General features: G+C 68.2%; 21 protein-coding genes, 3 pseudogenes and 1 riboswitch. Of the genes and pseudogenes, 9 read left to right on the top strand and 15 right to left on the bottom strand.

The genetic code is table 11. The annotated features are described in order from the left end of the window. Positions 1 to 473 (bottom strand): glycosyltransferase (locus CCL05_RS27215; RefSeq protein WP_244204434.1); only part of this gene is annotated, 473 nt, incomplete at its 3' end. A 488-nt stretch (positions 474 to 961) separates the two neighbouring features. Between CCL05_RS27215 and CCL05_RS27220 the strand changes: the two genes are divergently transcribed. Beyond that, complete coding sequence (locus CCL05_RS27220) at positions 962 to 2,311, top strand: hypothetical protein (RefSeq protein WP_086563137.1); 1,350 nt, start codon at positions 962 to 964, stop codon at positions 2,309 to 2,311. A gap of 314 nt (positions 2,312 to 2,625) precedes the next feature. Here CCL05_RS27220 and CCL05_RS27225 read toward each other — a convergent pair whose 3' ends face one another. The 7 genes and pseudogenes from CCL05_RS27225 to CCL05_RS27260 all read right to left on the bottom strand — a co-directional run bounded on the left by CCL05_RS27225 (position 2,626) and on the right by CCL05_RS27260 (position 9,849). Beyond that, the gene (locus tag CCL05_RS27225) at positions 2,626 to 3,219 is read right to left on the bottom strand and encodes an isochorismatase family protein (RefSeq protein ID WP_086563165.1); all 594 of its coding nucleotides are present in this window, start codon (positions 3,217 to 3,219) and stop codon (positions 2,626 to 2,628) included. A 160-nt stretch (positions 3,220 to 3,379) separates the two neighbouring features. Beyond that, positions 3,380 to 3,868 (bottom strand): annotated as a pseudogene (locus tag CCL05_RS27230) (IS701 family transposase); the annotation flags it as partial. 1 nt (position 3,869) lies between these two features. Further along, the gene (locus tag CCL05_RS27235; protein WP_086563138.1) at positions 3,870 to 4,742 is read right to left on the bottom strand and encodes a substrate-binding periplasmic protein; all 873 of its coding nucleotides are present in this window, start codon (positions 4,740 to 4,742) and stop codon (positions 3,870 to 3,872) included. Between the two features lie 30 nt (positions 4,743 to 4,772). Beyond that, entirely contained in the window at positions 4,773 to 5,585 is an 813-nt protein-coding gene (locus CCL05_RS27240; RefSeq protein ID WP_086563139.1) for an amino acid ABC transporter ATP-binding protein, read from the bottom strand. Then, a complete protein-coding gene (locus CCL05_RS27245) occupies positions 5,582 to 6,370 on the bottom strand; it encodes an amino acid ABC transporter permease (protein WP_244204435.1) in 789 nt (262 codons plus the stop codon). Before CCL05_RS27245 ends, CCL05_RS27240 begins: the two co-directional genes overlap by 4 nt. Before the next feature lie 286 nt (positions 6,371 to 6,656). Continuing rightward, the gene (locus CCL05_RS27255; protein WP_086563142.1) at positions 6,657 to 8,285 is read right to left on the bottom strand and encodes an N-acyl-D-amino-acid deacylase family protein; all 1,629 of its coding nucleotides are present in this window, start codon (positions 8,283 to 8,285) and stop codon (positions 6,657 to 6,659) included. 145 nt (positions 8,286 to 8,430) lie between these two features. Continuing rightward, positions 8,431 to 9,849, bottom strand: a complete 1,419-nt coding sequence (locus tag CCL05_RS27260) for a type III PLP-dependent enzyme domain-containing protein (RefSeq protein WP_244204436.1) — start codon at positions 9,847 to 9,849, stop codon at positions 8,431 to 8,433. 144 nt (positions 9,850 to 9,993) lie between these two features. On the opposite strand from CCL05_RS27260, the gene CCL05_RS27265 reads away from it, so the two are divergent. The 5 genes from CCL05_RS27265 (at position 9,994) to CCL05_RS27290 (ending at position 14,303) form a co-directional block, all read left to right on the top strand. Next, positions 9,994 to 11,019, top strand: a complete 1,026-nt coding sequence (locus tag CCL05_RS27265) for an Lrp/AsnC family transcriptional regulator (protein ID WP_086563144.1) — start codon at positions 9,994 to 9,996, stop codon at positions 11,017 to 11,019. Positions 11,020 to 11,782: 763 nt separating this feature from the next. Next, complete coding sequence (locus CCL05_RS47580) at positions 11,783 to 12,154, top strand: hypothetical protein (RefSeq protein ID WP_208641631.1); 372 nt, start codon at positions 11,783 to 11,785, stop codon at positions 12,152 to 12,154. Next, positions 12,130 to 12,693, top strand: coding sequence for a hypothetical protein (locus CCL05_RS47585; protein WP_425275946.1), 564 nt, complete (start codon positions 12,130 to 12,132; stop codon positions 12,691 to 12,693). The genes CCL05_RS47580 and CCL05_RS47585 overlap by 25 nt, the downstream gene beginning before the upstream one ends. A gap of 85 nt (positions 12,694 to 12,778) precedes the next feature. Further along, complete coding sequence (locus CCL05_RS47590; RefSeq protein WP_425275947.1) at positions 12,779 to 13,240, top strand: Lrp/AsnC family transcriptional regulator; 462 nt, start codon at positions 12,779 to 12,781, stop codon at positions 13,238 to 13,240. A gap of 328 nt (positions 13,241 to 13,568) precedes the next feature. Beyond that, on the top strand, positions 13,569 to 14,303 hold the full coding sequence (locus tag CCL05_RS27290; RefSeq protein WP_086563146.1) for an NADPH-dependent F420 reductase: 735 nt from the start codon (positions 13,569 to 13,571) through the stop codon (positions 14,301 to 14,303). A gap of 514 nt (positions 14,304 to 14,817) precedes the next feature. On the opposite strand, the gene CCL05_RS27295 is transcribed toward CCL05_RS27290, so the two are convergent. Next, positions 14,818 to 15,684, bottom strand: coding sequence for a bifunctional 5,10-methylenetetrahydrofolate dehydrogenase/5,10-methenyltetrahydrofolate cyclohydrolase (locus CCL05_RS27295; protein WP_086563167.1), 867 nt, complete (start codon positions 15,682 to 15,684; stop codon positions 14,818 to 14,820). Positions 15,685 to 15,705: 21 nt separating this feature from the next. Further along, a riboswitch (ZMP/ZTP riboswitch) is annotated at positions 15,706 to 15,792 on the bottom strand. A 123-nt stretch (positions 15,793 to 15,915) separates the two neighbouring features. On the opposite strand from CCL05_RS27295, the gene CCL05_RS27300 reads away from it, so the two are divergent. Beyond that, on the top strand, positions 15,916 to 16,236 hold the full coding sequence (locus tag CCL05_RS27300; RefSeq protein WP_425275948.1) for a hypothetical protein: 321 nt from the start codon (positions 15,916 to 15,918) through the stop codon (positions 16,234 to 16,236). On the opposite strand, the pseudogene CCL05_RS46415 reads toward CCL05_RS27300, so the two are convergent. Further along, positions 16,148 to 16,410, bottom strand: a pseudogene (locus CCL05_RS46415) (hypothetical protein); the annotation flags it as partial. The gene CCL05_RS27300 and the pseudogene CCL05_RS46415 sit on opposite strands and share 89 nt — an antisense overlap. 30 nt (positions 16,411 to 16,440) lie before the next feature. Then, the gene (locus CCL05_RS27310; RefSeq protein ID WP_086563147.1) at positions 16,441 to 17,307 is read right to left on the bottom strand and encodes an alpha/beta fold hydrolase; all 867 of its coding nucleotides are present in this window, start codon (positions 17,305 to 17,307) and stop codon (positions 16,441 to 16,443) included. A 106-nt stretch (positions 17,308 to 17,413) separates the two neighbouring features. On the opposite strand from CCL05_RS27310, the gene CCL05_RS27315 reads away from it, so the two are divergent. Beyond that, entirely contained in the window at positions 17,414 to 17,893 is a 480-nt protein-coding gene (locus tag CCL05_RS27315; protein ID WP_086563148.1) for a CGNR zinc finger domain-containing protein, read from the top strand. A gap of 142 nt (positions 17,894 to 18,035) precedes the next feature. Here the strand turns inward: CCL05_RS27315 and CCL05_RS27320 are convergent, their stop codons facing one another. Further along, entirely contained in the window at positions 18,036 to 18,968 is a 933-nt protein-coding gene (locus CCL05_RS27320; protein WP_086563150.1) for an alpha/beta fold hydrolase, read from the bottom strand. A 183-nt stretch (positions 18,969 to 19,151) separates the two neighbouring features. Here CCL05_RS27320 and CCL05_RS27325 point away from each other — a divergent pair, with 183 nt between their 5' ends. Beyond that, a complete protein-coding gene (locus CCL05_RS27325; RefSeq protein ID WP_086563168.1) occupies positions 19,152 to 19,763 on the top strand; it encodes a TetR/AcrR family transcriptional regulator in 612 nt (203 codons plus the stop codon). A 290-nt stretch (positions 19,764 to 20,053) separates the two neighbouring features. Here CCL05_RS27325 and CCL05_RS27330 read toward each other — a convergent pair whose 3' ends face one another. The 3 genes and pseudogenes from CCL05_RS27330 to CCL05_RS27340 all read right to left on the bottom strand — a co-directional run. After that, complete coding sequence (locus tag CCL05_RS27330; protein ID WP_086563170.1) at positions 20,054 to 20,605, bottom strand: AAA family ATPase; 552 nt, start codon at positions 20,603 to 20,605, stop codon at positions 20,054 to 20,056. A gap of 180 nt (positions 20,606 to 20,785) precedes the next feature. Further along, positions 20,786 to 21,484: an SDR family oxidoreductase gene (locus tag CCL05_RS27335; RefSeq protein WP_086563171.1), complete on the bottom strand. Its 699-nt coding sequence runs from the start codon at positions 21,482 to 21,484 to the stop codon at positions 20,786 to 20,788. A 363-nt stretch (positions 21,485 to 21,847) separates the two neighbouring features. Further along, positions 21,848 to 23,101, bottom strand: a pseudogene (locus tag CCL05_RS27340) (MFS transporter); the annotation flags it as partial.

Genomic DNA, 23,101 nt, shown 5'->3' on the forward strand with positions numbered 1-23,101 from the left:
TCCTGCGGGTAGCGGGCGTAGTAGATCTCGGCGTCTCTTCTGATCCACTCGCTGTTGTAGACGACGAGGTCGGCGCCGGCTGCGTTGTGGAAGCTGGTGGCGAAGTTGTCGTGGCAGATCACGGCGAGCGGGATCCGGCGGTCGCGGGCAAGGCCCGCCAGGACCGGCACGTTCTCGAAGTGCGACAGCAGCACGTCCGCCTCGGCGGCCTGGGCGGCGAAGTCCAGACCGTCCTGAAAGGGGACGACACGCACTCCGTCGATCTCATAGCGTTTCTCGGTCTTTCCGGGGTGCGACAGCCAGACGGTCACGTCGTGGCCGCGCTCGGCCAAGGGCCGGAGCATCGAGTGCAGCATCCACTCCGACCCCGCGTTGTGGTCCGGCGGGTAGCCGTACACCCGGGCCACCAGGGACATCCGCCGCCTGGTCGGGGCGACGGCCGGCCGGTAGGGACGCAGTGCCGCAGGGTCCACACGCAAAAGTTGTTCTCCGAACGGGTCGAAACGACGATTCGCCGGCACACCCGCCGAACGGGCTGCCCGCCCGCTCGGCCACGTCTCTCGTGCCGAGCGGCACCGATGCCCCCGGCGGTCACACCGAAGGCATCAGCACCCGCCTGCATACCCTTCGCAATCGGATAAACACGTAGCGTGCCTATCGAGGGATGGGCGCGCGGAAGCAGTCAACTCTGCGGCCGCAAGGTCCGGTTGACCGCGCGAGCGTCCCGTGCGCCGGGGGCGTCAGCCGCCGGGCGTGTGCCAAGCCGTCAAGTTCATCCCATTTATTCACTCACACGGAGGAGATGGGGGTTCGTGCCAAGTGATGCGGCAAGGCTGCCGAATGGCAGCAGTCCCGTGGGCACCGTTCGCTCACCAGGTGAGCCGGGCCCTACCTTCCCTGCACCCTTGTCCCGCCTGGCCGGTTGTGAACAGGCCAGGACTCGCACACATGGGAGGTTGGCATGACTACATCAACCGAGTACGTGGCCGACACCGAGGCGACGGACCCGGCGCAGACGGGCATCAAGACTCTCGGATACGCGAACCGGTTCTCGGTATGGGATTCCGAGTTCCGCTACGACGGCCGCATCCGCGTCCCGGCGGGCGTCAAGATCACCAAGGTCGAGTACGCCTACTACGGCCAGGACGACAAGGCCTACACAACCGCCGGGGTCGTGCCACGCGGCCAGATGGGCACCAGTGAGCAGTACGAGATCATCGACCTGACGTTCCTGGAGGACTCCGACGTCATCACCTTCACGCTGCGCGGCGACCTCAACGTCGACGCCGCCCCCGAGCAGAACCAGTACAGCCGCACCTACCAGCTCGGGGTGAGGCTCAGCCTCAACGACGGCACCACCCGCACCACCCATGTGCCGGTGGAGGTCCTGTGGCCCTACTACAACGCGGACAAGGGGTACACCGGGCGGCCGTTCGTCCGCCTGCCCTACGACGCCGGCTGGGGCGGCACCCCCAACAGCCAGGCCGGGTTCGGTTACGTGTCCGACAACGGCTACGTCGCCGAGAAACTCATCGTGGACCTGGTCAACCCCCGCCAGGACATGAAGGACGTCGCAAGCAACTACAGCGATCACGTGTACTGGCAACTGCTGCACGAGGACGGGACGCCCTCCCACCTCACTCCCGACCCGGTCAAGCTCAACGTCAAGGGCCACCAGGGCAGCGGCACCGGCGACAAGAAGATCCTCGAGGCCATCAACCTGCGCGACGCGGGCGACAAGCCCGGGTACTACCGGTTCCTGGTCTGGCCGCAGTCCATCGACACCGCCAGCGGCAAGACCAGCATCCTCAGCTGGGACCGCAACAAACTCGAAGACGCCTTCCAAATCGGCAGCATCTACTACCGCTACACCGCAACCGGCGCGACCGGCGCACGCTTCACCGTCGCTCCCGGCGGGCCGCCGGACGTGAAGCTCTCCGCCGACGGCCCCGTCGGCTACCCCGGGGTACGGCTGACGACCGACGACGGCCCCGTCCCGGTGCACGACGTCCAGGTCAGCCTGCCCCCGGGCATGGGGCTGGCATTCGTCGCCGAGGGCAACCCCGGCTACATGCTGACCGTGCTCGACAGCGACGGAGCAGCAAAGAACTATCCCGGGCAGCTCTCCCCCGACGGCCAGACACTCACGTTCTCCAAGGTCAATCTGGCACTCGCCGGCAAGTCCTCCCAGTCCATCGCGTTCGTAGCAGCCAAGGCCACCGACCCCAACGCCACCGGCCGCACCTCGCTCACCTTCCGCGTAGGCAGCGAAAGCAGCCAGAGCACCCCCATCGAGGTCGGTACACGCTGACGGGTCATGTCCGCCGCCCGGTCCCCTCTCCAGGCCGGGCGCCGGGCTCCGTTCGCGCGCGGGGCGCACCGAGCTGAAGGCACATCACGAAACCCTCAACCGGCTGCGGGCCGGCACGTCAGGGCAGCCACCGGGCTCCCCTCGCGTCCTCCATTGGATCCGCCGCGGCCCACACCCAAGCCACGCCCGCACCGCCAGGCACCCAGCAGCACCGGGCGGCGGCAGCCAGGCTCCAGATGCCGGTTGTCCGTGGCGAGTTCGTCGACACGAGCGCCGGCCGACGATCCCGGACGGCGTCGAGCCGATGCCAGGATCTATTGCGGTTCTGGCACCTCGCCGGAGACCGCAACGCCTGCCCGGCGGAAGTCCTCCAGAGTCGACGCTGTGGTATCCGGGGCGACGCCGACCGAGTAGTCCAGGAGTACCCGGGCGCGGAACCCGGCCTTGACGGCGTCGAGGGCCGTCGCGCGGACACAGTGGTCGGTGGCGATGCCTACCACGTCGACCTCTTGCACCCCCCGCGAGCGCAGCCAGTCCGCCAGGGATGTGCCGTGTTCATCGGCGCCTTCGAAGCCGCTCTTGGAAGCACTGTGGGCTCCCTTGAAGAAGACGGCATCCACCTTGCCGCCCGCGGCCGTGGGAGCGAAGTTCGGGTGGAACTCCCCGCCCTCGTGCCCGGCCACGCAGTGAACGGGGAAGCTGTCCTTGAAGTCGGGGTTCTCGGAGAAGTGGCTCCCGGGGTCGATGTGGTGATCCCGGGTGGCGACGACGTACTGGTAATCAGCCCCCGCACTGCGTTCCACCAGTTCGGCGACAGCAGTCGCGATCCGGGCCCCACCCGAAACAGGAATGCTGCCTCCCTCACAGAAGTCGTTCTGCACATCCACGACGATCAGACCTCGGCTCATCACGAACACCCTTCAGCGCGACGGAACAACTCCCGCGTTCTACCCGCCCCCGCACGCCCCTTGGAGACAAAAGCGGCTGCGCTCACCCGCACGGACCACGGTTCTTCACCGCAGAAACGATTCGCACCCGCCCTAATACTCCAGCTGTAGATCGTGATCTTCATGTCTGGGATGCGGCTTGTCGCCGGTAGTGACCGGTGCGTGATCGTGCCTGGTGGCGGCGGCGCCAGTCGGACCAGGCAAGCCGGTGGGCCGCGTCGCGGACGGGCCGGATGACGAGTGCGATGAACAGGCGGCAGATCTCGTTGCAGGACAGCGGGATCAGGTCGTCCGGCGTGGGTCGGTGTGCGTGTTCGTCGGCGCGGACGACGGCGAGGAAGGCGTGGGCCAGCATCGCGAGGGTGACCCGGCGAGCCCAGGAGGGGTAGCGGCGGACCTGGTGTTCATCCAGTCCGGCCAGTCCTTTCTCCATTTGGAAGGTCTCCTCCACCCGCCATCTGGAACCCGCGACCCTGACCAGGGTGGCCAGGGATGCCGGCATGGTGGAGTGGCAGCGGTAGTAGGCGAGTTCACCGGTGCAGCGGTTGCGGCGGATCAGCAGCTGGTGGTGACCCGAGGCCGGCTCGGCGAGGTCGATGACCGCCCAGTCGTCACTTCTCGGAAGGGGCCAGGCTGGTGTTCTTGACCTGCTTCGCGAGCCCGGGTCGTACCTTGATCAAGTCGGCGCTGATCGGGTCATGGAAGTACTTCTTGTAGAGCGTGAGGTATGTGCCGTCGTCGATCATCGCGTTGATCTGGGCGTCGATGTCCTTGCGCAGCTTCGGGTCGCCCTTCTTCCGGATGGGGAAGGCAGTGCCCTGGAGGTTGTCTACCTTGACGGCGACGCGAATCGGTTGCTTTGTGAGGTATTCGTCCGCGCTGGCAGAGCTGAGAAGGACTGCTTCGACGCCTCCGGAGCGGAGCTGGCCGATGAGCCCGGTCTGGTCCTTGAACTTCACCGTGCGCGCCTTCGGCATGAGCTTGGCCGTGAGGTCCTCCGCTATCGAGCCGCTGACGATGCCGACCCGCTTGCCGTCGAAGTCCGACAGCTTGGTCTGCTTGCCGGTCTTGTCGGTCAGGACATCGGTGATGCCCCAGTAGTACGGGGTGGAGAAGTCGACCTCCTTCTCGCGCTCGGGGGTGGCTACGACGCCGGCGACGCCGACGTCGTACTGCTCGGCGGGCAGTCCGGCGAGCAGGCCCAGGAGGTTCGTGGTCTTGTACTCGACCTTCATGCCGAGGCGCTTGGCGACCTGGTTCATCAGGTCGACGGCGAATCCGCTGGGCTTGCCGTTGGCGTCGGCGACTGCGAAGGGCGGCTGCTCGGACTGGGTTCCGGCGGTGATCACACCGGACTTGACCAGGTTCTTGTACTTGGCTGCTTTGGAGTCTGCGGCATCGCTGCCGCCGCCACAGGCGGTGAGGGGGAGCAGCAGAGCGGTGGTGACGGCGCAGACGAGCAGCGATCTACGGGGTGTGCGCATGGCTAGGACTTTCTGTGCTGGGTGGGCGGTTCAGAGGATTTGGGAGAGGAATTGGCGCAGCCGGGGGTGTTCGGCGCTCTCGAAGATCCGGTCGGGTGTGCCGATCTCGGCGAGGCGGCTGTCGCACATGAAGGCGACGCGATCGGCGGCCTCCCGGGCGAAGCCCATTTCGTGGGTGACGACGGCCATGGTCATGCCGCCCGAGGCGAGGTCCCGCATCACGGCGAGCACGTCCTTGACCAGTTCGGGGTCGAGCGCGGAGGTGGCCTCGTCGAAGAGCATCACCTCCGGCTCCATGGCGAGAGCGCGGGCGATGGCGACGCGCTGTTGCTGCCCGCCGGAGAGCCGGCCGGGCCGCTGGTCGGCGAGGGCGGCGAGGCCGACCTGGTCGAGGCGGCGCCGTGCGATCTCGCGGGCCTGCTCGCGGCCCATGCCCTTGACGGAGGTCAGGCCGAGGGTGACGTTGCGCTCGACGCTCATATGGGGGAAGAGGTTGAAGTGCTGGAAGACCATGCCGATGCGGGAGCGTGCGGCGTCGACGTCGGCCCTCGGGGCGGTCAGGCAGGTTTCGCCGAGCCAGATCTCACCGCAGTCGGGCGTCTCCAGCAGGTTCAGGCACTTCAGCAGGGTGGACTTGCCCGAGCCGGACGGGCCGATCACGCAGAGGGTCTCTCCGCGCCGCACATCGAGGGTGACCTCGCATACCACGGTGTTGGAGCCGTAGCTCTTGCTGAGCCCTTTGACCTGCAGGGCGGCGGGGGCGTCCGGTGTCCAGGGCGCGGCTTTGGGTGCACCTTTGGGCAGGGGGGCGACCGGGTTCGGGCCGGCGGTGGCGGGGTTCATCGGGCTTCCCTTCCGGTGGCTCCAGCAGTCTGGAGCGGGGTGTCGGGCAGGTCCGGATCGACGGGGGTCGGGGTGTTGCCGGGGCGCGGGCCCTCGCGCAGCCGCTTGTCGAGGTAGTTGACGAGGTAGGTCATGGGGATGGTCAGCGAGAGGTAGCAGATGCCCGCGGCGATCAGGGGTGAGGAGTTGTAGGTGCGGGCGACCTCCTCCTGGGCGATGAAGTACAGCTCGCGCTGCCCGACGGCGAGGCCGAGGAGGTAGACCAGTGAGCTTTCCTTGATGTCCTTGATGAACTGGCCGGCCATGGCGGGCAGTACGCGGCGGATGCCCTGCGGCACCACGACCAGGCGCATCGCTTTGAGATAGCTCAGACCGAGGCTGCGGGCCGCCTGCAACTGTCCGGGGTCGACGCTCTGGACGCCGGAGCGGAAGATCTCCGCGGTGTAGGCGCCGGAGATGATGCCGATCGCCAGGATCGCGTAGCCGAAGGGGTCGGTACCGAAGGGCCGTAGGCCGGCGGCGGGCAGGCCCACACCGACCAGCATCACCGTGATGATCACTGGAAGGCCGCGGAAGACATCGACGTAGATCCGGGCGGGAAGCCGCACCCACCAGCGGTTCGACAGGAGCAGCATCGTGGCCGCCAGAGCGATGACGACTCCGAGCACGATGGCCCCTGCGGCGATCGTCAACGTGTTCAGCAGGCCCTCGGAGATCAACCGCGGAAAAGTCCGGGCGATCAGGCCCCAGTCGAAGAAGGTGTCGGCCAGAGCATTCGAAGCCAAAGAGACAGGGGACGAGAGGGTCATCACGACTCCTGACCAGGCGCGAAGGAAGAATCGGAGGCGTGGAACTCCGAGCGGACCGCCCCATCACCGTCATCGACAGCGCGAAGGTCAGGTATTTGCGGCGCAGCAGCGCGGGGAACAGCCGGTTCGCCTCGCTGACGGCGATACCGAAGCCGACGATGAGGATTGTGGCCGGCGGCGGAAAGGTTACGAAGTTCCCGGAACGCGGTGTGCAAGGCTCTCGACTGGGGCTCAGTCGGCTGTGACTGGACGAGGGTGGAACTCACGGGGACCTCCTTGTGCGGTGGGAGAGGGAGCGCACGGCCGTCCTGCGGAGCACCGTGCCAGGACGGTGCTTCGTGAGGACGCCATCACGCAGTACGGGGCGGCCGTTGACGAGGACGTGACGAGTGCCCACGGCATAAGACAGCGGCGCGTCAAAGGTGGCGGTGTCGCTGACCGTCTCGGGATCGAAAACGGCGAGGTCGGCGACCATTCCTTCGCTCAGGATGCCTCGGTCGGTGAGGCCGAGGCGAGCGGCGGGCAGCGCGCTCATCTTGTGGACGGCCTCCTGGAGCGTGAGAACCTGGCCGTCGCGGGTGTACCGGGACAGGACCCGGGCGAACGTACCGAAGTGACGGGGGTGGGGGTTGCCGTCGGTGGCGGTGTCCAGTACCCAGCTGTCACTGGCGACTGCGCTGCGGTGGTGGCGTAGCACTGTTTCCACATCCGCCTCGGACATTGCATGGTTGATGATCCAGACCAGGGCCTTGTGCGCGCGCAGTACGTCGAGGGATGCCTCGGCCGGATCGCGGCCGGTGGCGGCGGCGATGTCCTGGACCGTGCTTCCCACCCACGAGGAGTAGCGGCCCGGCGGCATCGAAGCGATGACGGTGCTTTCGGGAAGGAAGGTGTGTCCGGTCTTCGCCCGGAGCTCCGAGGTGATCGCCTCGCGGGTCTTCGGGTTCTCCAGTCGGGCGAGGAGCGCGTCGCGACCGCCGTCCAGCGCCCAGTCGGGAAGGCGTGAGGTGAGCCGGGTGGAGGAGGCGGCGTAGGGGTAGACATCGCACGCCACGTCCACTCCTTCCGCGGCAGCGGAGTCGATGAGGGTCAGCGCCTCGTGCACCTTGCCGTGGTTGGCGGGGCCCAGGGCCTTAAGGTGCGAGATCTGTAGGCGCACGCCGCTGCGTCGGGCGGTTTCCAGAGCTTCGGTCACGGCCTCGACGAGATGGTCGCCCTCGTCGCGTATATGGGTGCTGTAGAGCAGTCCGGCCTGCCGAGCCTCGGTGGCCAGCGCCACGACCTCGTCGGTGTCGGCGAACGACCCGGGGGCATAGATGAGTCCGGTGGACAGACCGAACACCCCCTGTTCGGCAGCCCTGGCGAGGAGCTTGCGCATGAGGGCGGTCTCGTCGGCTGTCGCGGGGCGCCGTTCGGTGCCGACAGCGGCCACGCGGAGGGCCGCGTGGCCGACGAGGGCGGCGAGGTTGACGCACGGTTCGGCCTCCTCCACCGCGCGTGCGAATCCGTCGAAGTCCTCCCAGGGCATGTCGACGGTGCTGAGGTTGCCGCGTGCGAGCGTGGTGTGCCACGCGTGTCGCCGCTCGGGTGTGATGGGGAAGGGGGAAGCGCCGCAGTTGCCCGTGACGATGGTGGTGACGCCCTGTCTGATGCACGTTTCGGCGCTGGGCGCGTCGCACACGGTGTAGTCGGCGTGCGAGTGCAGGTCGACAAAGCCGGGCGCGACGACGTGGCCGGTGCAGTCGAGTACCTCCCGTGCGGTGGCGTGAGGCGTGGCCCGTCCGAGAAAGACGATGCGGTCGTCCCGGATGCCGACATCTGCCCGTCGGACCGGGCCGGGGGTGCCGTCGATGACGGTACCGCCGACGGCGAGTACATCGAATTCGTTCAACTTTCTTCCTTCGCAGTGGAGTTGGGTTCGGGTGCCGACAACGAGGCGAATGTCGGTGTGGCGATCAGTCCCGCTACGGCAACGGCGTAGGGTGCCGCCTGCTTGGCCGCGGGCAAACGGCGAGCGGGTGTCGTCGCAACCTCGGTCAGTGCCACGATCGGGTTTCTGTCTGTACACATCGCGCGGGGGCCGGGGTGCCCGCGTGGGCCGGGGTGCTGTCCACGTCACTGAAGAGGAGTGCGTCTGCCTGGTCGACGCCGCTTTCCGCCAGGATCTCGACGAGGGTCTGTTCCGGGCGGACCGCGGCGAACCGTATGTCCGATTCGCGTGTGGTGAAGCCGTGTACGGCGGGCCGGGCGAGACTGTTGTACGACCAGGGGGAGGAGAAGTAGTAACCGCCGGTGTCCAGCAGCACCACGACGTCCCCAGGTGCCAGTTCGGGCAGCTTGCGTCCGCGGGCTACGAGGTCCCCGGCGAAACAGCACGGGCCCGCGACATCCTGGACCCGCTCCGGAGCAAGCTTGGGCTTGCCGTCGGAGTCGTACACCGCCATCCGCAGCGGCCACGCCTCCGGCATGAAGACGGTGCGGGTGGCGATGTGCGCGCCCGCGTGTGTCAGCGCGATGCGGCGGCCGCCGGCGTCTTTGGTGTACTCCACGACCGCGGCCGTGAAGCCGTTCTTGGCGACCAGTGAACGACCGAATTCGGTTACCAGGTCGTAGCGCCCGCCCAGGAGTTCGGGAACGGAGGCGCGCAGCTGCCGGACGTAGTCCGCGTAGGTCGGGCGGATCTCGTCGTCGTCGAAGTTGACCGGCAGGCCGCCGCCGATATCCAGACTGGTCACCTGCTGCCGGCCCGCCATCGCGTTGATCTCCTCGGCGAGTTCGTACGCGGCGCGCACTCCCTGGCCGATGAGCTCCAGGGAGCAGCCTTGCGAACCGACGTGCACGTGCAGCCGAGTGAGCCAGGGCCGCTCGGCGAAAGCCTTGAGGATGCGCTTCCGTGCTCCTGCATCTCGCAGTGGCACGCCGAACTTCGAGCTGAGCGAGGCGGTGCTCATCGCGTCGATGGCTCCGGCGCCGACCTGTGGGTTGATCCGCAGCCCGAGCACCGAGGTGCTCTCGCTCACAGCGAGTAGTTCGCCGATGCGGTCCAACTCGGGAAAGTTGTCGGCGTTCACCGCCACTCCCAAGGCGAGCGCGTCGGCCAGCTCGGCGCGGGTCTTCGCGGGTGAGTCCAGCACGATGCGTTCCGGCGGGAAGTCGGCAGCGACGGCCTGGGCGAGTTCGCCCGGGCTGGCGACCTCGCACCCCATGCCGGACCGGGCGAGCAGGCGCAGCACGGGGACCAAAGGCGCGGCCTTGGCGGCGAACGTGTGCAGCACTGGCGCGTCGCCAAAGGCTCGTCGGAGGTCGCGCACGGACTCCTGGATCCCGTCGGCGTCCAAGAACCCCGCCGCCACATGGGCGGGGCCGATCAGACCGGACCGCACCGCCTCGCGGACAGCTCGGTCACGCTGCTGCCGACGGCCGTCAGTGTCTTGATCGACTTGCGTGATCCTCACGATCTCGGACCTCCTCGGTGCCCCCAGAGTGTTTGGGCCACCAGAATCGGCAGGCTTCGTGGAACGACTCTCGATACGCAGCATTCCGTCACGACAGGCGAATGGGCGCCTATACGCAGCTCGTACACGGTGATAGGAAGAGGCATGCCGCACGATTCCGTCGATGAGAAAGACCTGGAGCTGATCAATGCGCTCCAGCTCTCGCCGCGCGCCTCCTGGGCTCAGCTGGCCGGGGCGCTCGCGCTCGATCCGGTGACTGTGGCACGCCGCTGGGAGCGGCTGGCCGAGGCGGGACTGGCGTGGGTCACCTGTGTGGCCGGCACGGCCCTGCACAGCGAGTTCTGCATGGTGTACATCGAGATCGATTGCGTTCCCGGCCGGCTGGACGACATCGCCACCGCGTTGAGTGCCGAGCCCCACGTGCGCTACGTCCACCACCTCACAGGCATGTACGGGCTGCTGGTCGTGGCGACGTTGCGCACATCCGCGGAGGTGTCGGCGTACCTGCGCGGCACGCTAGGGCAGCTGTCCGGTGTCCGGGCGTATCGGGCGGAGATACGGACCGTGGGCTACGGCGAGCCGAGCCGATGGCGTCTGCGCAGCCTCGAACTGTCACAGCGACGCGCATTGGAACTGGCCGGCACACCGTCCACCACGGTGGGAGGTGCCCGGATGGATGCTGTGGACCGGAAGCTGTTCCGGCTGCTGCACGAGGACGGCCGCATGTCCTACACCGCGATCGCCGACCGCGCCGGGATCAGCGAGCCCACCGCGCGCCGCCGCGTCAAGCGCCTGCTGACCGGCCGGTTGCTCAGGCTGCGCTGCGAGATGGCGCAGTCCCTGTCGGGCTGGCCGCACTCGGCCGTACTGTGGGCGAGCGTGGCACCGCAGCACATGGAGTCCACGGCACGCTCACTTACAGCGCTCCCTGACGTACGCCTGTGCTGCGCCCTTACGGGAGAGCGGAACCTCCTGCTGATGGTCTGGCTGCGATCGCTCGGGAATCTGCCGCAACTGGAGGCGACGATCACAGAGCGCTCTCGAGATCTCTCCATCGTGGACCGGGCCGTCTGCCTGCACACCGTGAATCACATGGGCCGACTGCTCGACAGCGAGGGGCGCAGCGTCGGGTATGTGGCGCCCAAAGTGGGGGACTTCCTGGACGCCTGAAAGGCCATGGAAGACGCCTGGGAATCTGGAGCGGGCGTTGAAGAAGTGACCACGAATGTGCGCCCGTGTAGGCCGCCAAGAGCCGCTCGAGCCAGTCCCGCGTAGCACTCCGCTGCTCTTGGGGGACCTCGTCGATGCCGTCGACCAGGACGAGTGCCTCGCCTCTGGCGAGTACGTCATCGGCCCAGCCCTCCGGCTGCGAGGCGGCCAGGGGGCTCCGACCGCGGACAGGAAATCCTGCGGCTCCGGAAGGGGCCCACGCCGCACCGGCGTCCGCAGGGGCAGGACGAACGGAATCCGCCCCCGCCAGTCGCCCAGTTCCTTCGGCAGTTCATCGCGTGCCGTGGCGACAGCCAGCCATTGAAGCAGCGTTGCATTTGCGCTGCCGGCGAGCCCTCGCAGAAGTACCCGTCGGCAGTCGGCCAACGCGTGCTCCGCACGCTTCACGACAACGGAGGGCCGATCATCCGTTTCCTCGCTGCCTACAGGCCAGGCCGTCGGCTGCTCCCCCAGTTCCAAGCTCAAGTGCGCCGCGTCCAGCGGCCAATGCGCACGTTCTGGGCGACCCAGGTCCAGCCCTACTACAGTCAGTTGGGAATTCCGCCTGTGGATCGTGATCTTGCTGGTGAGGGCCGGTGCGGGAACGGGCGCGGCCACCGTTGATCATCGTGACTTGTGTGGAGTAACGATGAGACGGTGGCCGCAGGGCACGGCATAGATCCCGTCCGTTGGCGGGAGGCGTTCGAGGTGGCCATGGGCCGAATTGGCGTCGCTCACGGCGGCGCTGGCCATCGGCCCCCTCATGGCCGGAGTGATCCTCGACCACTTCGCGTGGCGTTGGATCTACCTCCTGCCCATCCCCGCCTCGCTGCTCGCCATGGCATGCGCGGCGAAGATGCCGGCCGACTCCCGCGCCCCGGGCGCGCGCCGACTGGACTGGCCGGGCCAGATCACCGCGGCACTGGCGATCACCGCCCTGGTGTACGGGATCATCGAAGGCGGCGTCGCCTCCTTAACGGACGAGAAGGTGATGGTGGCACTGTCCACCGCCGCGGTCGGCACCGTTCGTTCGGATCCCTGGCCTGGCGGCTGGTTCTGCTCGGCCTGGGCATGGCCTTCGTCATCACCCCGATGACCGCCACCGCGGTCAGCTCGGTAGCGCACCACCAGGCCGGCATGGCCGCGGCCGACAACAACGCCTTCCGCCAGGTCGGCGCCGCCCTCGGCCCCGCCGCCCTCGGCGCCCTGCTGTCGTCCGAGGCCGTGGACGCCCTGCCCGGTCACCTCGCCGACGCCGGTCTGACCGAAGCGACGGTCCGGCACGCCACCGCGGTCGCGGACACCGGCGGACCGAGCGCCCTCGGCGGCACGGATTTCGGCGCCGGCACTCCTCGTGTCCTGGGTGCCCTGTCCGAGGCGTTCCTCGACGGACTCCGGCTGTGCCTGATCGTCTCCGCCGTCCTGGTCCTGCTGGCCGCCGTCGTCGGGGTGTTCCTGCTGCGCCGTCCCCAGCACCCGGCCCCTCCGGCCACCGGCGGCTACAGTGCCGTCCATGGCCGTCACGCCGCCGGGAACCCCGGCACGACCGGCCGCGCACCGGCACAGCCTCAGGGCCCTGGGGCGCACGCGCCCGCACCCGGGTCCGCCCTGCAGGCCAACCATCAGGAGGGGTGACGCCAACGGTCACCGGTCCCGGGCCACACGTGCGCTGCACTACGACATACCGTGAGCATCACCTTCTCGCAGCAGGAGACAGCCGGTGGAGTCCCCTTCCCTCGACGCCCTCGACCGGAAGCTGCTCCACGCCCTCCAGGTCGACGGACGGGCGCCGTTCAGCCGTATCGCCGAGGTCCTCGGAGTGTCCGACCAGACCATCGCCCGCCGCTTCCGCAAGCTGCGCACCACCGCCGGGCTGAGGGTGGTCGGCATGACCGACGAGCGCCTGCTCGGCCGGCAGGCCTGGATCGTCCGGCTGCGCTGCACCCCCGACGTAGCCGAACAGCTCGCGAAGGCCCTGGCCCGGCGCTCCGACATCTCGCCCTTGCTCCAGGCGGGTCCGGTTCCAGTCATCAGCCGTCAACGGGAGCAGTCGTCACGAGTTGACCGGATGCCGCCTCCGTTTTACCCTCGAAGCATGCGGAGCCAGCCTCCGTTTTTCGTGGGCCGACAGAACGCAGGAGACGGGCAGGCGTATGAGCGACAAGGGACAGCAGGGGCGTGAGCCCCGTGCGGACGTCCAGCGCAATCCCACCGTGCGGGCCACGCACGGCAGTCCGTGAAGGGGTACGACCTGTTCCTCGCGGCTGTCTGTGTTGCCTGGAGCAGCGGCACCGGCGCCACCGACGAAGAATCACTCGGCCGTCCGTGCGCTCTCATCGAGAGCGGATACCGCGAACAGGACAACGAGGAGTAGGCCATCGGCCGCTCTCCTTGCAGCCGGATGCCGGCCCCCTCGGTCATTCCTGCGGTGTCGCATGCCCGCGCACAGTCATCCATCACACCCTGGCCACCCCTTCAAGGGGGTGGCGCAAACACGAGAGGGATGAATCATGATAATTGGTGTTATCGGCACAGGGCCGATCGGAACGACGCTGGCGCGCAGGCTCAGCGCCGGCGGACACGACGTTGCGGTGGCCAACTCCCGGGGGCCCGAGACGATCGATGCCGAGGCGCTGGAATTCGGGGCGCACGCGGTGACCGCGGCCGACGCCGTCCAGGGCAAGGACGTCATCGTTCTGTCCATCCCGTTCGGGCGAATCCCGGCGGTGGCGCCGCTGTTCGCCTCCGTACCCGGCCAGACCGTAGTCATCGACACCTCCAACTACATGCCCCACCGGGACGGCGCCATCGAAGCGGTGGACAACGGCCAGGTGGAAAGCCTGTGGGTCACCGAGCAGCTGGGGCGGCCCGTGGTCAAGGCGTGGAACGCCGTGCTGTCACAAACGTTCCAGACCAAGGACGCTCCGGCGGGCACCCCGCACCGCATCGCGCTGCCGGTCGCGGCCGATTCCGAACAGGCGCGGCGTGTGGGCATGCGCCTGGTGGACGAAACGGGCTTCGACCCCTTCGACGCCGGCGCTCTGGCCGACTCTTGGCGCCAGCAGCCGATGACGCCCGCATACTGCACCGAACTGGGCCTGCGGGACCTGGAGAAGGCCCTTAACTCGGCCGACCGGGACGAGGCCCCGCACAACCGGGACCGCATGATGGAGCGCTACTTGGAGTACACCTCCACGCCCACGCGGGAGCAACTCGTCGAGCTCAACCGCTCCCTCCACCGCTGACACGCCGTGCGCTGCCGCCGGCTTAGTAGGTGTTTTGATCCCTGGCCGTGAGGTGGGTACGGCTGGACGATCTGGCTGTGGGGGCTGAGGGATTGCTCGGCGGTATTGCCGGGAGTGTGGTCGTGGACGGTGGGGGTGGAGCGGTCGAGGGCGGCGGTGGCTGCCCGGACCGTTGCCGGGTGCGGGCCTGTCGTCAGCGGCGGGCGTCACGGAACCGTGGGAGACGGTCCACGAGTCTTTCTGGAGGTGGAACCGGGCCGGGGTGGTCATCTACATCCGTGATCAGCTCCGGCGCCGGATCCGTACTGGCAAAGGGCGCTGCCCGCACCCGGTGACGCTGGTCGTGTACTCCCAGTCAGTCAAAGGCGCCTCCACCGTCGGCCGCACAACTGGGCCCTCATCACCACGATGATCCGGCGGCTCACCCGCAAAGGCCCCCGCACCAACTGGACCGAAAAAAACCGGTCAGCAGGCTAGCCGCTTGTCGTCCAAGCCAAAATCAAGGCGACCTCATTCACCGGCCGGCCAGCCCAAGCTGGATGGATGCCGCGTCAACCGTCTGCGCCAGCAGGACTGCGATGGTCATGGGGCCGACCCCGCCGGGGACCGGCGTGATCAAGCGGGCACGAGTGCGGGCGGTGTCGAAGTCGACGTCGCCGACGTTGCCTGGGTTGTATCCGGCGTCGATCACGACGGCCCCTGGCTTGACGTCTTCCCCGCGAACAAGACGAGGCCGTCCCACGGCCGCCACAACAACGTCCGCTTCCTGCACGATCGCGGCCAGATCCGTCGTACGGGAGTGGCAGTAGGTGACAGTGGCGTCCCGGGCGAGCAAGAGCATTCCCACGGGCTTGCCGAGGATCGCACTGCGACCCACGACAACGGCATGCTGACCAGCAAGATCGACCTCATACTCGTCCAAGAGCCGCATGATCCCGCCCGGGGTGCACGATGCGAATCCGGGCAGTCCGAAGCTCATCGCTCCGAAGGAGCTCATCGTGACCCCGTCGACGTCCTTCTCCGGCGCGATGGCCTCGAATGCCGCCCGCTCATCGATGTGCGGGCCTACGGGGTGCTGAAGCAAGATGCCGTGCACTCCGGCGTCCTGCGAGAGGGACTGGAGGGTCTCCACCAGCTCAGCGGTTGTAGTGGTGGCCGGCAGGCTGACAAGCCGGGACTCGATGCCCGCCTTCGCGCAACGGGCCCGCTTCATCCGGACGTACGTCACCGAAGCCGGATCCTCACCTACCAGCACCGTTGCGAGGCAAGGCGTCACGCCGACACGCCGCGAAATCTCTGTCGCCTTGCTTGACGTCTCCTCAACGATGCGTCGGGCAAGGCCAACTCCGTCCATAAGCCGGGCTGTCTGTGTCTGGGACATGGCCGCCTCCAGGCGTCGCTCACCACTCGCCCAGGCGCCCGGCATCGACCGATTCGTCAGACCGCTCCCCGGTGGTGCTCCACCTCAGCGCCAGTCACGGCCCACGCACCAATCTAGTGGATAGCTCTTCCGCTGATCAGGAACAGGAAGTTCAAGAACACCTACCGAGGTTCTCCACGCCCACTGGGGCAATGGATCGCCGACGCCCGAAGGTTCTACGCCAGCAGGGACATGGATGAGGACCGCGTCGCGCAGGTGGAGAAGTTGGGCATGGTGTGGTCGCACTACGACGTCGCGTGGGAGGAAGGCCTGGCTGCCGCCGTGGGCTGCCGAACACGGGCACCTCGGACCGGGCTGCACCTGGAGGAGGGCGGCGCGCTGCCGACCGAGCCGGGTGACGTCGTACGCCAGGGTGAGGACCAGCTCACCCGTGTCCAGCAGATGTGCGAACACATCCTCGGGATCACGCCCGCGAGCGAGGACGACAAGCCCAAACCGCTGCGCGGCCGCACATGGAACCGAGGTGGCGAGTGGCGGGGTGCCGGTTTTTAGAGCCGGGCGGTCGGCCGGAGCCGGGCCGGTCGGGTTTCGGCGCACGGGCCGGACAGGGCAAGTTCGGGCGGAAGTTCCTGAACCCTCGGCGGGCCCGGCGGGGGTGAACCGCCCGGGCTCGGCCGGCTTCTTCCAGGGGCGGCGAAGGTCCGCGGTCGGCGGCCGGGCGAGGCGGTGTCAGACGATCAGTCACGAGACACCCGCTCAGTCCAGCACCCGCCCAAGGAAGCCGCGCAGATAACCCGCGACGACGTCCAGGTGGCTCTCCAGCAGGAAGTGACCGCCGTTGATCAGGTGCACCTCCGCGTCTTTTGCGTCGCGGGCGAAGGCTTGCGCGCCGGCCGGGCCGAAGATTTCGTCATTGCGGCCCCACACGGCGAGCACCGGCACCTCGCTGGTGCGCAGAAATTCGTGTAGCAGCGGGTAGAGCGGGCGGTTGTTCTGGTAGTCGCGGAACAGCGCCAGCTGCACCTCGTCGTTGCCCTCGCGGGAGACGAGAGCGAAGTCGTGCTCCCAGGTGTCCGGGCTGACCAGGCTCGGGTCGGGCACGCCGTGCACGTACTGCCAGCGGATGGCGTCGACGCTCAGCGCCACGCGGACGGCGGGTTCGGTGTCGGGACCGGGGTTCGCCCCGTAGGCCCAGACGTCGGTCCAGAACGACTCGACGAAACCGTCCTCGTAGCCGTTGCCGTTCTGGGTGACGACGGCGGAGATCCGTTCGGGGTGCTTGAGCGCGAGGCGCCACCCGATGGGGGCACCGTAGTCCTGGACGTAGAGGGCGTAGCGGTCCAGGCCCAGCTGGTCGAGCAGTCCGGAGGTGAGTTCGGCGAGGGCGTCGAAAGTGTAGGTGAACTCCCCCACCAGGGGGGCGTCGGAGTGACCGAAGCCGAGGTGGTCAGGCGCGATGACGTGGTAGTCGTCGGCCAGCAGCGGGATGAGCTCGCGGAACATGAACGAGCTGGTTGGGTAGCCGTGCAGCAGGACGATCACGGGGGCGTCGGCGGGGCCGGCTTCGCGGTAGAAGATCTCGTAGCCGTCGACGGTGGCGGTCCGGTGGTGTACCGAGCTCATTTCTAACCCCTTTAAATGTTCGATCCGGTTAGTGCCTCGTCATGCAAGCACGGAATGAGCTAACCTGTCAAAGCGCTCGATCTGGTTAGAGAAGGAACGACACTCGATGGATACGCTGCTGGACCTGCTCAACAGCAGGCCACTGGTCAACGGCGAGGAACAGGACGCGCTCGGCGACCTGGACGGAGGCAGACGCTGGGCGCGGGAGCACGGCGGCGACGGCAGCCTCGCGGAACTGGCGTTGCTGCGCGAGACGCGGGACATCCTGCGGGACATAGTGCGCGGAGACAGCTCGCCCGCCGCGTTGAGCCCGCTGCTCGAAGGCGTCCACCAGATCCCCGAGATCACTTCGGATGGTCTTCAGTGGACACTCAGGACTCCCCCGCACGCCCGGCTGGCCATCGAGGTGGTTCTCGCCTGGGCCGCCACCGAGAAGCAACTGCCCGGTCGGCTACGCCCCTGCGCCAACGACGAGTGCCAGTTGTTCCTGCTCGACCGCAGCCGCGCCAACCGCGCCCGCTGGTGCTCGATGGCTGTCTGCGGCAACCGCGAAAAAGCACGCCGCCACTACAAACGCACCCGCTGAGCTTGTCCTTGGCCTGGCCTCGAACGATGCCCCGAACGTGATCGCGGCTACGACGTGGGCAAAACGCGCCGCAGCCGCGGGCATCACGGCCCCCGCGCTGTACCGGATGTTCGACGACAAGGACGGACTCCTGGCCGAGCGTTCAGTCGCCTTCAGTGATGAAGTCGGCCAGAGCGGTAGCGACGGCGTCAGGTTGTTCGTCCGGGATGAAGTGTCCTGCGTCCGGCACGATGATCCCCGTGGTGTTGTCGGCCCACGGCTTGAGGGAAGCCGCCATGTCAGGGATGGAGCCGTGGCTGCCGGCGATCCCGAGAACCGGGACCGTCAGGTGCCGTTGTTCAAGGGCCTTGTGGTTCCTTCGCGCCGATTCAGCGGCGTCTCGGTAGTAGGCCAGGCAGGCGCGGAGTCCGCCGTCAGCGGCGATGGCCGCGGCGTACTGCTCGATCTCGGCGTCGTCGAAGGTGTCGGGGGAGAGAGTTTTAGCCCTCAGGAACCAGCCGACGTACTCGCGTTCGCGGCCTGAGAGCAGCGTCTCGGGCAGGTCGGGCACGAGATGGAATGCGAAGTGCCACGTCTTCCACGCCACTTCGGGGTCGGTCGGGATGGCGTCGGGGAGTGTGATGCCCGGGATTCCGGCGTCGAGCAGCGCGACGCCGCGCAGCCGGCTCTCGTACTTCAAGGCGAGGGAGAAAGCGACCCACGCTCCGATGTCGTGGGCGACCAGCCAGTATGTCGAAACTCCGAGCGCTCTCACCGTGGCGTGGACGTACGCGGCGACCGTGTGCGTGTCGTAGCCGGCGTCCGGGCGTTCGGAGTGCCCCTGGCCTGGCAGGTCGATCGCGATGACGTGGAATCGGTCGGCCAGGTGGGGCATCACCTTTCGCCATGCCCACCAGGTCTGCGGGAATCCAGCGAGCAGCACGACGGCTGGGCCGTTCGGCTGACCGCCCTCAACCGCATGAAGTCGGATGCCGCCCGCGTCGACCCAGCAGTGGGTGAAGCCGGCCAGGTCGCGCAGTGGCAAGTCGCGGACGGGGTTGTCGGCGACTCGGGCGGTGATTGCAGGGTGAGTCATGGTTTTCCTCCATCGGTGCTGGGTGTGCTGGTTCGGCGTGTCGGCCGAGGCGAGACCCGCGACAGGATCTTCACGCTAACCATCTTGGATCGATCGGTCAAAGATGATGCGACCGATCGATCCAAGATGCGAGTAGGCTCACAGCAGAGACGTTTCAGGGACGTGAAGGAGGAGGTGCACGCCGTGTCCGGCCGAAAGCAGTTCGATATCGATGCGGCGCTGGACCAGGCCATGCTGGTGTTCTGGCAGCGCGGGTACGCGGACGCCTCACTCGATGCCCTCGGTTCGGCCACCGGCCTCGGCCGCGGCTCCCTCTACGGCGCCTTCGGCAACAAGGACGCGCTCTTCGGCAAGTGCCTCGACCGCTACTCGTCGATCTACGGCGCACAGTACGAGCAGGCGCTCGCGGCGCATTCCGGTGATCCGGTGCGCGCGGTCGAGGCGTTCTTCGAGGTCATCCTGGGCCGTATCGCCGACCCGTCGGTCCCCGTGGGGTGCCTCATCGCCCAGTCCGCCGCGCAGTCCGTGACGCTGAAGGAGGAGAACAGCGCGCAGGTGCGTGGCCTGCTCGACACACAGCGCCAACGGATACGTGCGGCACTGGCGGACTCCTCGGCCGACAGCCGAACACTCGACGAGCTCGCGACGTTTGTCGTCGCTGTCAACCAGTCGCTGGCCGTACTGAGCCGGGCCGGCGCCTCGGATGCCGAGCTGCGCTCCGTGGTCCGGCTCGCCTGCACGACGGTGGCGGACACCCTCTCCCGGGCGGCATCCGAGGACGTCACCCCAAGCTGACGGGCACCGACTCCGCCAGGCGCCCTGGACCGGCGCTGAGTGTCCTTCACCCTGGCCTCCTTCGCCACGGCCGCCGCCCTCCTTGCGATGTGCCTGGTCATCCAGGCCCACGCCGCGCACCCGATGATGCCGCTGCGTCTGTGCAAGGACCTTTACCGTTCCGGCACTTACGGCAGTTACCGCAGACCTTCAACGGCGCGAGCATCAAAACCGGCACCGACTCCTACCGCTGCGCCCGGTCCCGGGCCGAGCCGGACAGGGCCACCCCGACCTGAACAGGGGGCTTGCAGTCAGTTCACCAGGGCGCGATGGCGAGCTTCCCGGATGATGCGGTCGGCGGTCTCCTCGGGAGTGAGGGCGGCGGTGTCGAACCACCAGCCGACATCTCCGAGCTCACGTTTCATCGCGGCGTCGAGATCTTCATAGCCGTCGAAGTCGAACCGTTCCCGTGGATCACGGAGGGTGTTGCGGTACCGGCAGACCTCGATGCCCGGTGCGAGAACGACGAACAAGACCTGCCGGGCTGGGAGGAGAGAGACGAAGAAGTCCAGCTGTTGGCGGCTGGGAATCACCCAGTCGATCACGGGTTTGAAGCCGGCGTCGGAAAAGTTGTTCGCCAGCGTGCACAAATTGCGGTTGCACAGCTCCACTTGCCGTGCTGCCTCGTCGGCAGGCTCGCCAAGGGCCCAGACACGACCGCTGACGATCAGCCTGCTGATGAAGTCGCCGTCGAGCCGGGCGGAGCGTGGCAGGCGCTCAGCGACGAGCCTGGTCACCGTCGACTTCCCGGCCCCCGGCATCCCTGTCACGATCAGGCAGTCCGGTTTCTCAGGAGTGATCACGCCCGCGATCGTGTCAGCGTGCCAGGTGGTCGGCAATCGTATGGGCCACACGGTCGCTGGAGTGGGAGCGCTCGGGGTTGTGGGCACCTACCCCTTGTGGCCCTGGTCGGCGCACCTCCCGACGCCAACGGCCAGCCGGTCGGGGTGCCACGAGGGGCAGGCGTGCCGGTCGGCCGCTCTTCAGGGCAACTGCGGGTACAGGGCGGTGACGCCTGCCGCCAGTCCGGCCTGCACCTGGCGGCTGATGTCGTCCACGACGATCTCGTAGGCGCCCTCTGCGAGGCCGTCGGCGGCGAGGCGGGCCACGTCGGCGGGGGCCGTTTTGGGTGCGGTGACCTTGCTGGTCATGTCGGTGTCCATGTAGGCGACGTGCAGTCCGGCCACCCGGATGCCCTGGTCGGCGAGCTGGAGGCGCAGGGCGTTGGTGAGCGACCACTGCGCGGACTTGGCGGCGCAGTAGGCGCCGGCCTCCGGGAAGCTGAACCAGGACAGGGCGGACAGGATGTTCAGGATGGCACCGCCGCCGCCCGCCGCGATCTGGGGTGCGAAGGCCCTGGCCATCGAGAGGGTGCCGTAGAAGTTGGTGTCCATGTCCCGGCGGATGTTGTTCATGTCGCCGGTGAGCAGGTCGCTGCCGGTGGATATGCCGGCGTTGTTGATCAGGACGGTGACGTCACCAGTGGCCTTTGCGGCGGCCGTCACGGAGGCGGGGTCCGTGATGTCGAGCGCGATGGGCCTGACGCCGGGCAGGTCCACCTGGTCGGGGTTGCGGGCACCGGCGTAGACGGTGGCGCCGCGGTTGAGCAGCTCTGCGGCGAGGGCGCGGCCGAGGCCGCGGTTGGCTCCGGTGACGAGAACGGTGCTGGTGGAGAGGTCCATGAGGAGTCCCTTCATGAGGTGGTGGCTGTGGTGGTGGGAGTGGGGATGTACGGCGGTCAGGGCTAGCACGGCGGCGGCTAGGAAGACGGCCGCGGTGACGGCCAGGCCGGTGTGCACGCCGGAGGTGAAGGCGTCCTCGATCGCCGCGCGCGCCGCGCCGGGCGGCGCAGTGGTGCTGGTCGTGCCGGAGGCGACGGCCCGTTCGACAGGGGCTCGGGCGGGGGCGGGGATGCCGTGTGCGGCGAGCCGGCGGGGCAGGTCCGCGGTGACGCGGCCCGCGAGCAGTGAGCCGAGCAGCGCGGTGCCCATCACCGCGCCGACCTGCCGGGCGGTGTTGACGGCGCCGGAGGCCATACCCGCGCGTTCGGGGGCGACGCTGACCAGCGCGGCGGCCGTGCTGGGCGCGATGACCAGGCCGGATGAGGCGCCGAACAGGGCGAACAGCGGCCAGACGTGGTGGTAGGGGGTGTCCGCGCCTACCGTTGTCAGGCCGAGGACGGCGAGAGCTCCGAGCAGCAGACCGGCCGTCAGGGGTGCCTTGAAGCCGGTACGGCGGATCATTCTGCCGGTGAGGAACGCCGTGACGACGTAGACACCGAACAGGGGCAGCATGCGCCGGCTGGTGTCCAGGGCGTTCAGGTGCTGGACGTTGTTGTAGAACATCACCACGAGGACGGCCACGCCGGTGAAGCCGAACAGCGACACCGCGGCGACGGCCATCACGGCGCTGAACGAGCGCGAGGCGAACAGCCGCACGTCGAGCATCGGTGCCGCCACCCGCAGCTCCACGGCGACGAACACCACCGCGCCGACCGCGGCCGCGACCCAGGCGGTGATGACGGCGCGGGCGGTGTACCCGTCCTGGCCGCCCTGGATGAGGGCGTAGACGAGACTGGCGATCGTGACGGTGCCCAGCAGTGCGCCGGCCACGTCGAGGCGGCCGTCGGGGGCCCGGGACTCCGCGGCGAACGGGACCGCGACCAGCAGTGTGATCACACCGATGACGGGGTTCGACACGAACACCGCGTGCCAGGTGAAGTGGTTCAGCAGGACGCCGGCGAGCAGGGGGCCGACGGCCAGGCCGATGCCCGACGACGCCGCCCACACCGTGATCACCTCGGTCCGCCGCTGCGGATCGGTGAAGGCCGCGCCCAGCACGGCCAGGCTGTTGGGCAGGACGAGCGCGCCGCCCACACCGGAGACCAGCTGTGCGGCGATCACGGTGACGGTGGTGTCGCCGGTCGCGGCCAGGACGCCTCCCGCGGTCATGATCACCACGCCGACGCAGAACATCCGCTTGCGGCCGAGGAGGTTGCCCAGCGTGCCGGCCGGCAGCACCAGAGCGGCCACGACCAGCGTGTACGCGCTGGGAATCCAGACCAGTGCGCCCGGGCTGACGTGCAGATCGTCCTGGATCGCCGTCAGCGCCGAGATCGTGCCGGTGACGAGCAGGAACGTCATCATGACGCCCAGGCACATCGCCACCAGGGTCAGAAGCTCCCTGCGCCGTACGGCAGTTCGTCTGCCTTTTCCCGTGGGGTGGCTGCCCCTGTCCCCCGGCAGTCGGTCCGCTGCCGACGCGGAGACGCCGGCCGAGGGGGCACGGTCCCTGGTCAT

Origin of the sequence: Streptomyces africanus (assembly GCF_002150735.1) — a bacterium.
Lineage (GTDB): Bacteria > Actinomycetota > Actinomycetes > Streptomycetales > Streptomycetaceae > Streptomyces > Streptomyces africanus.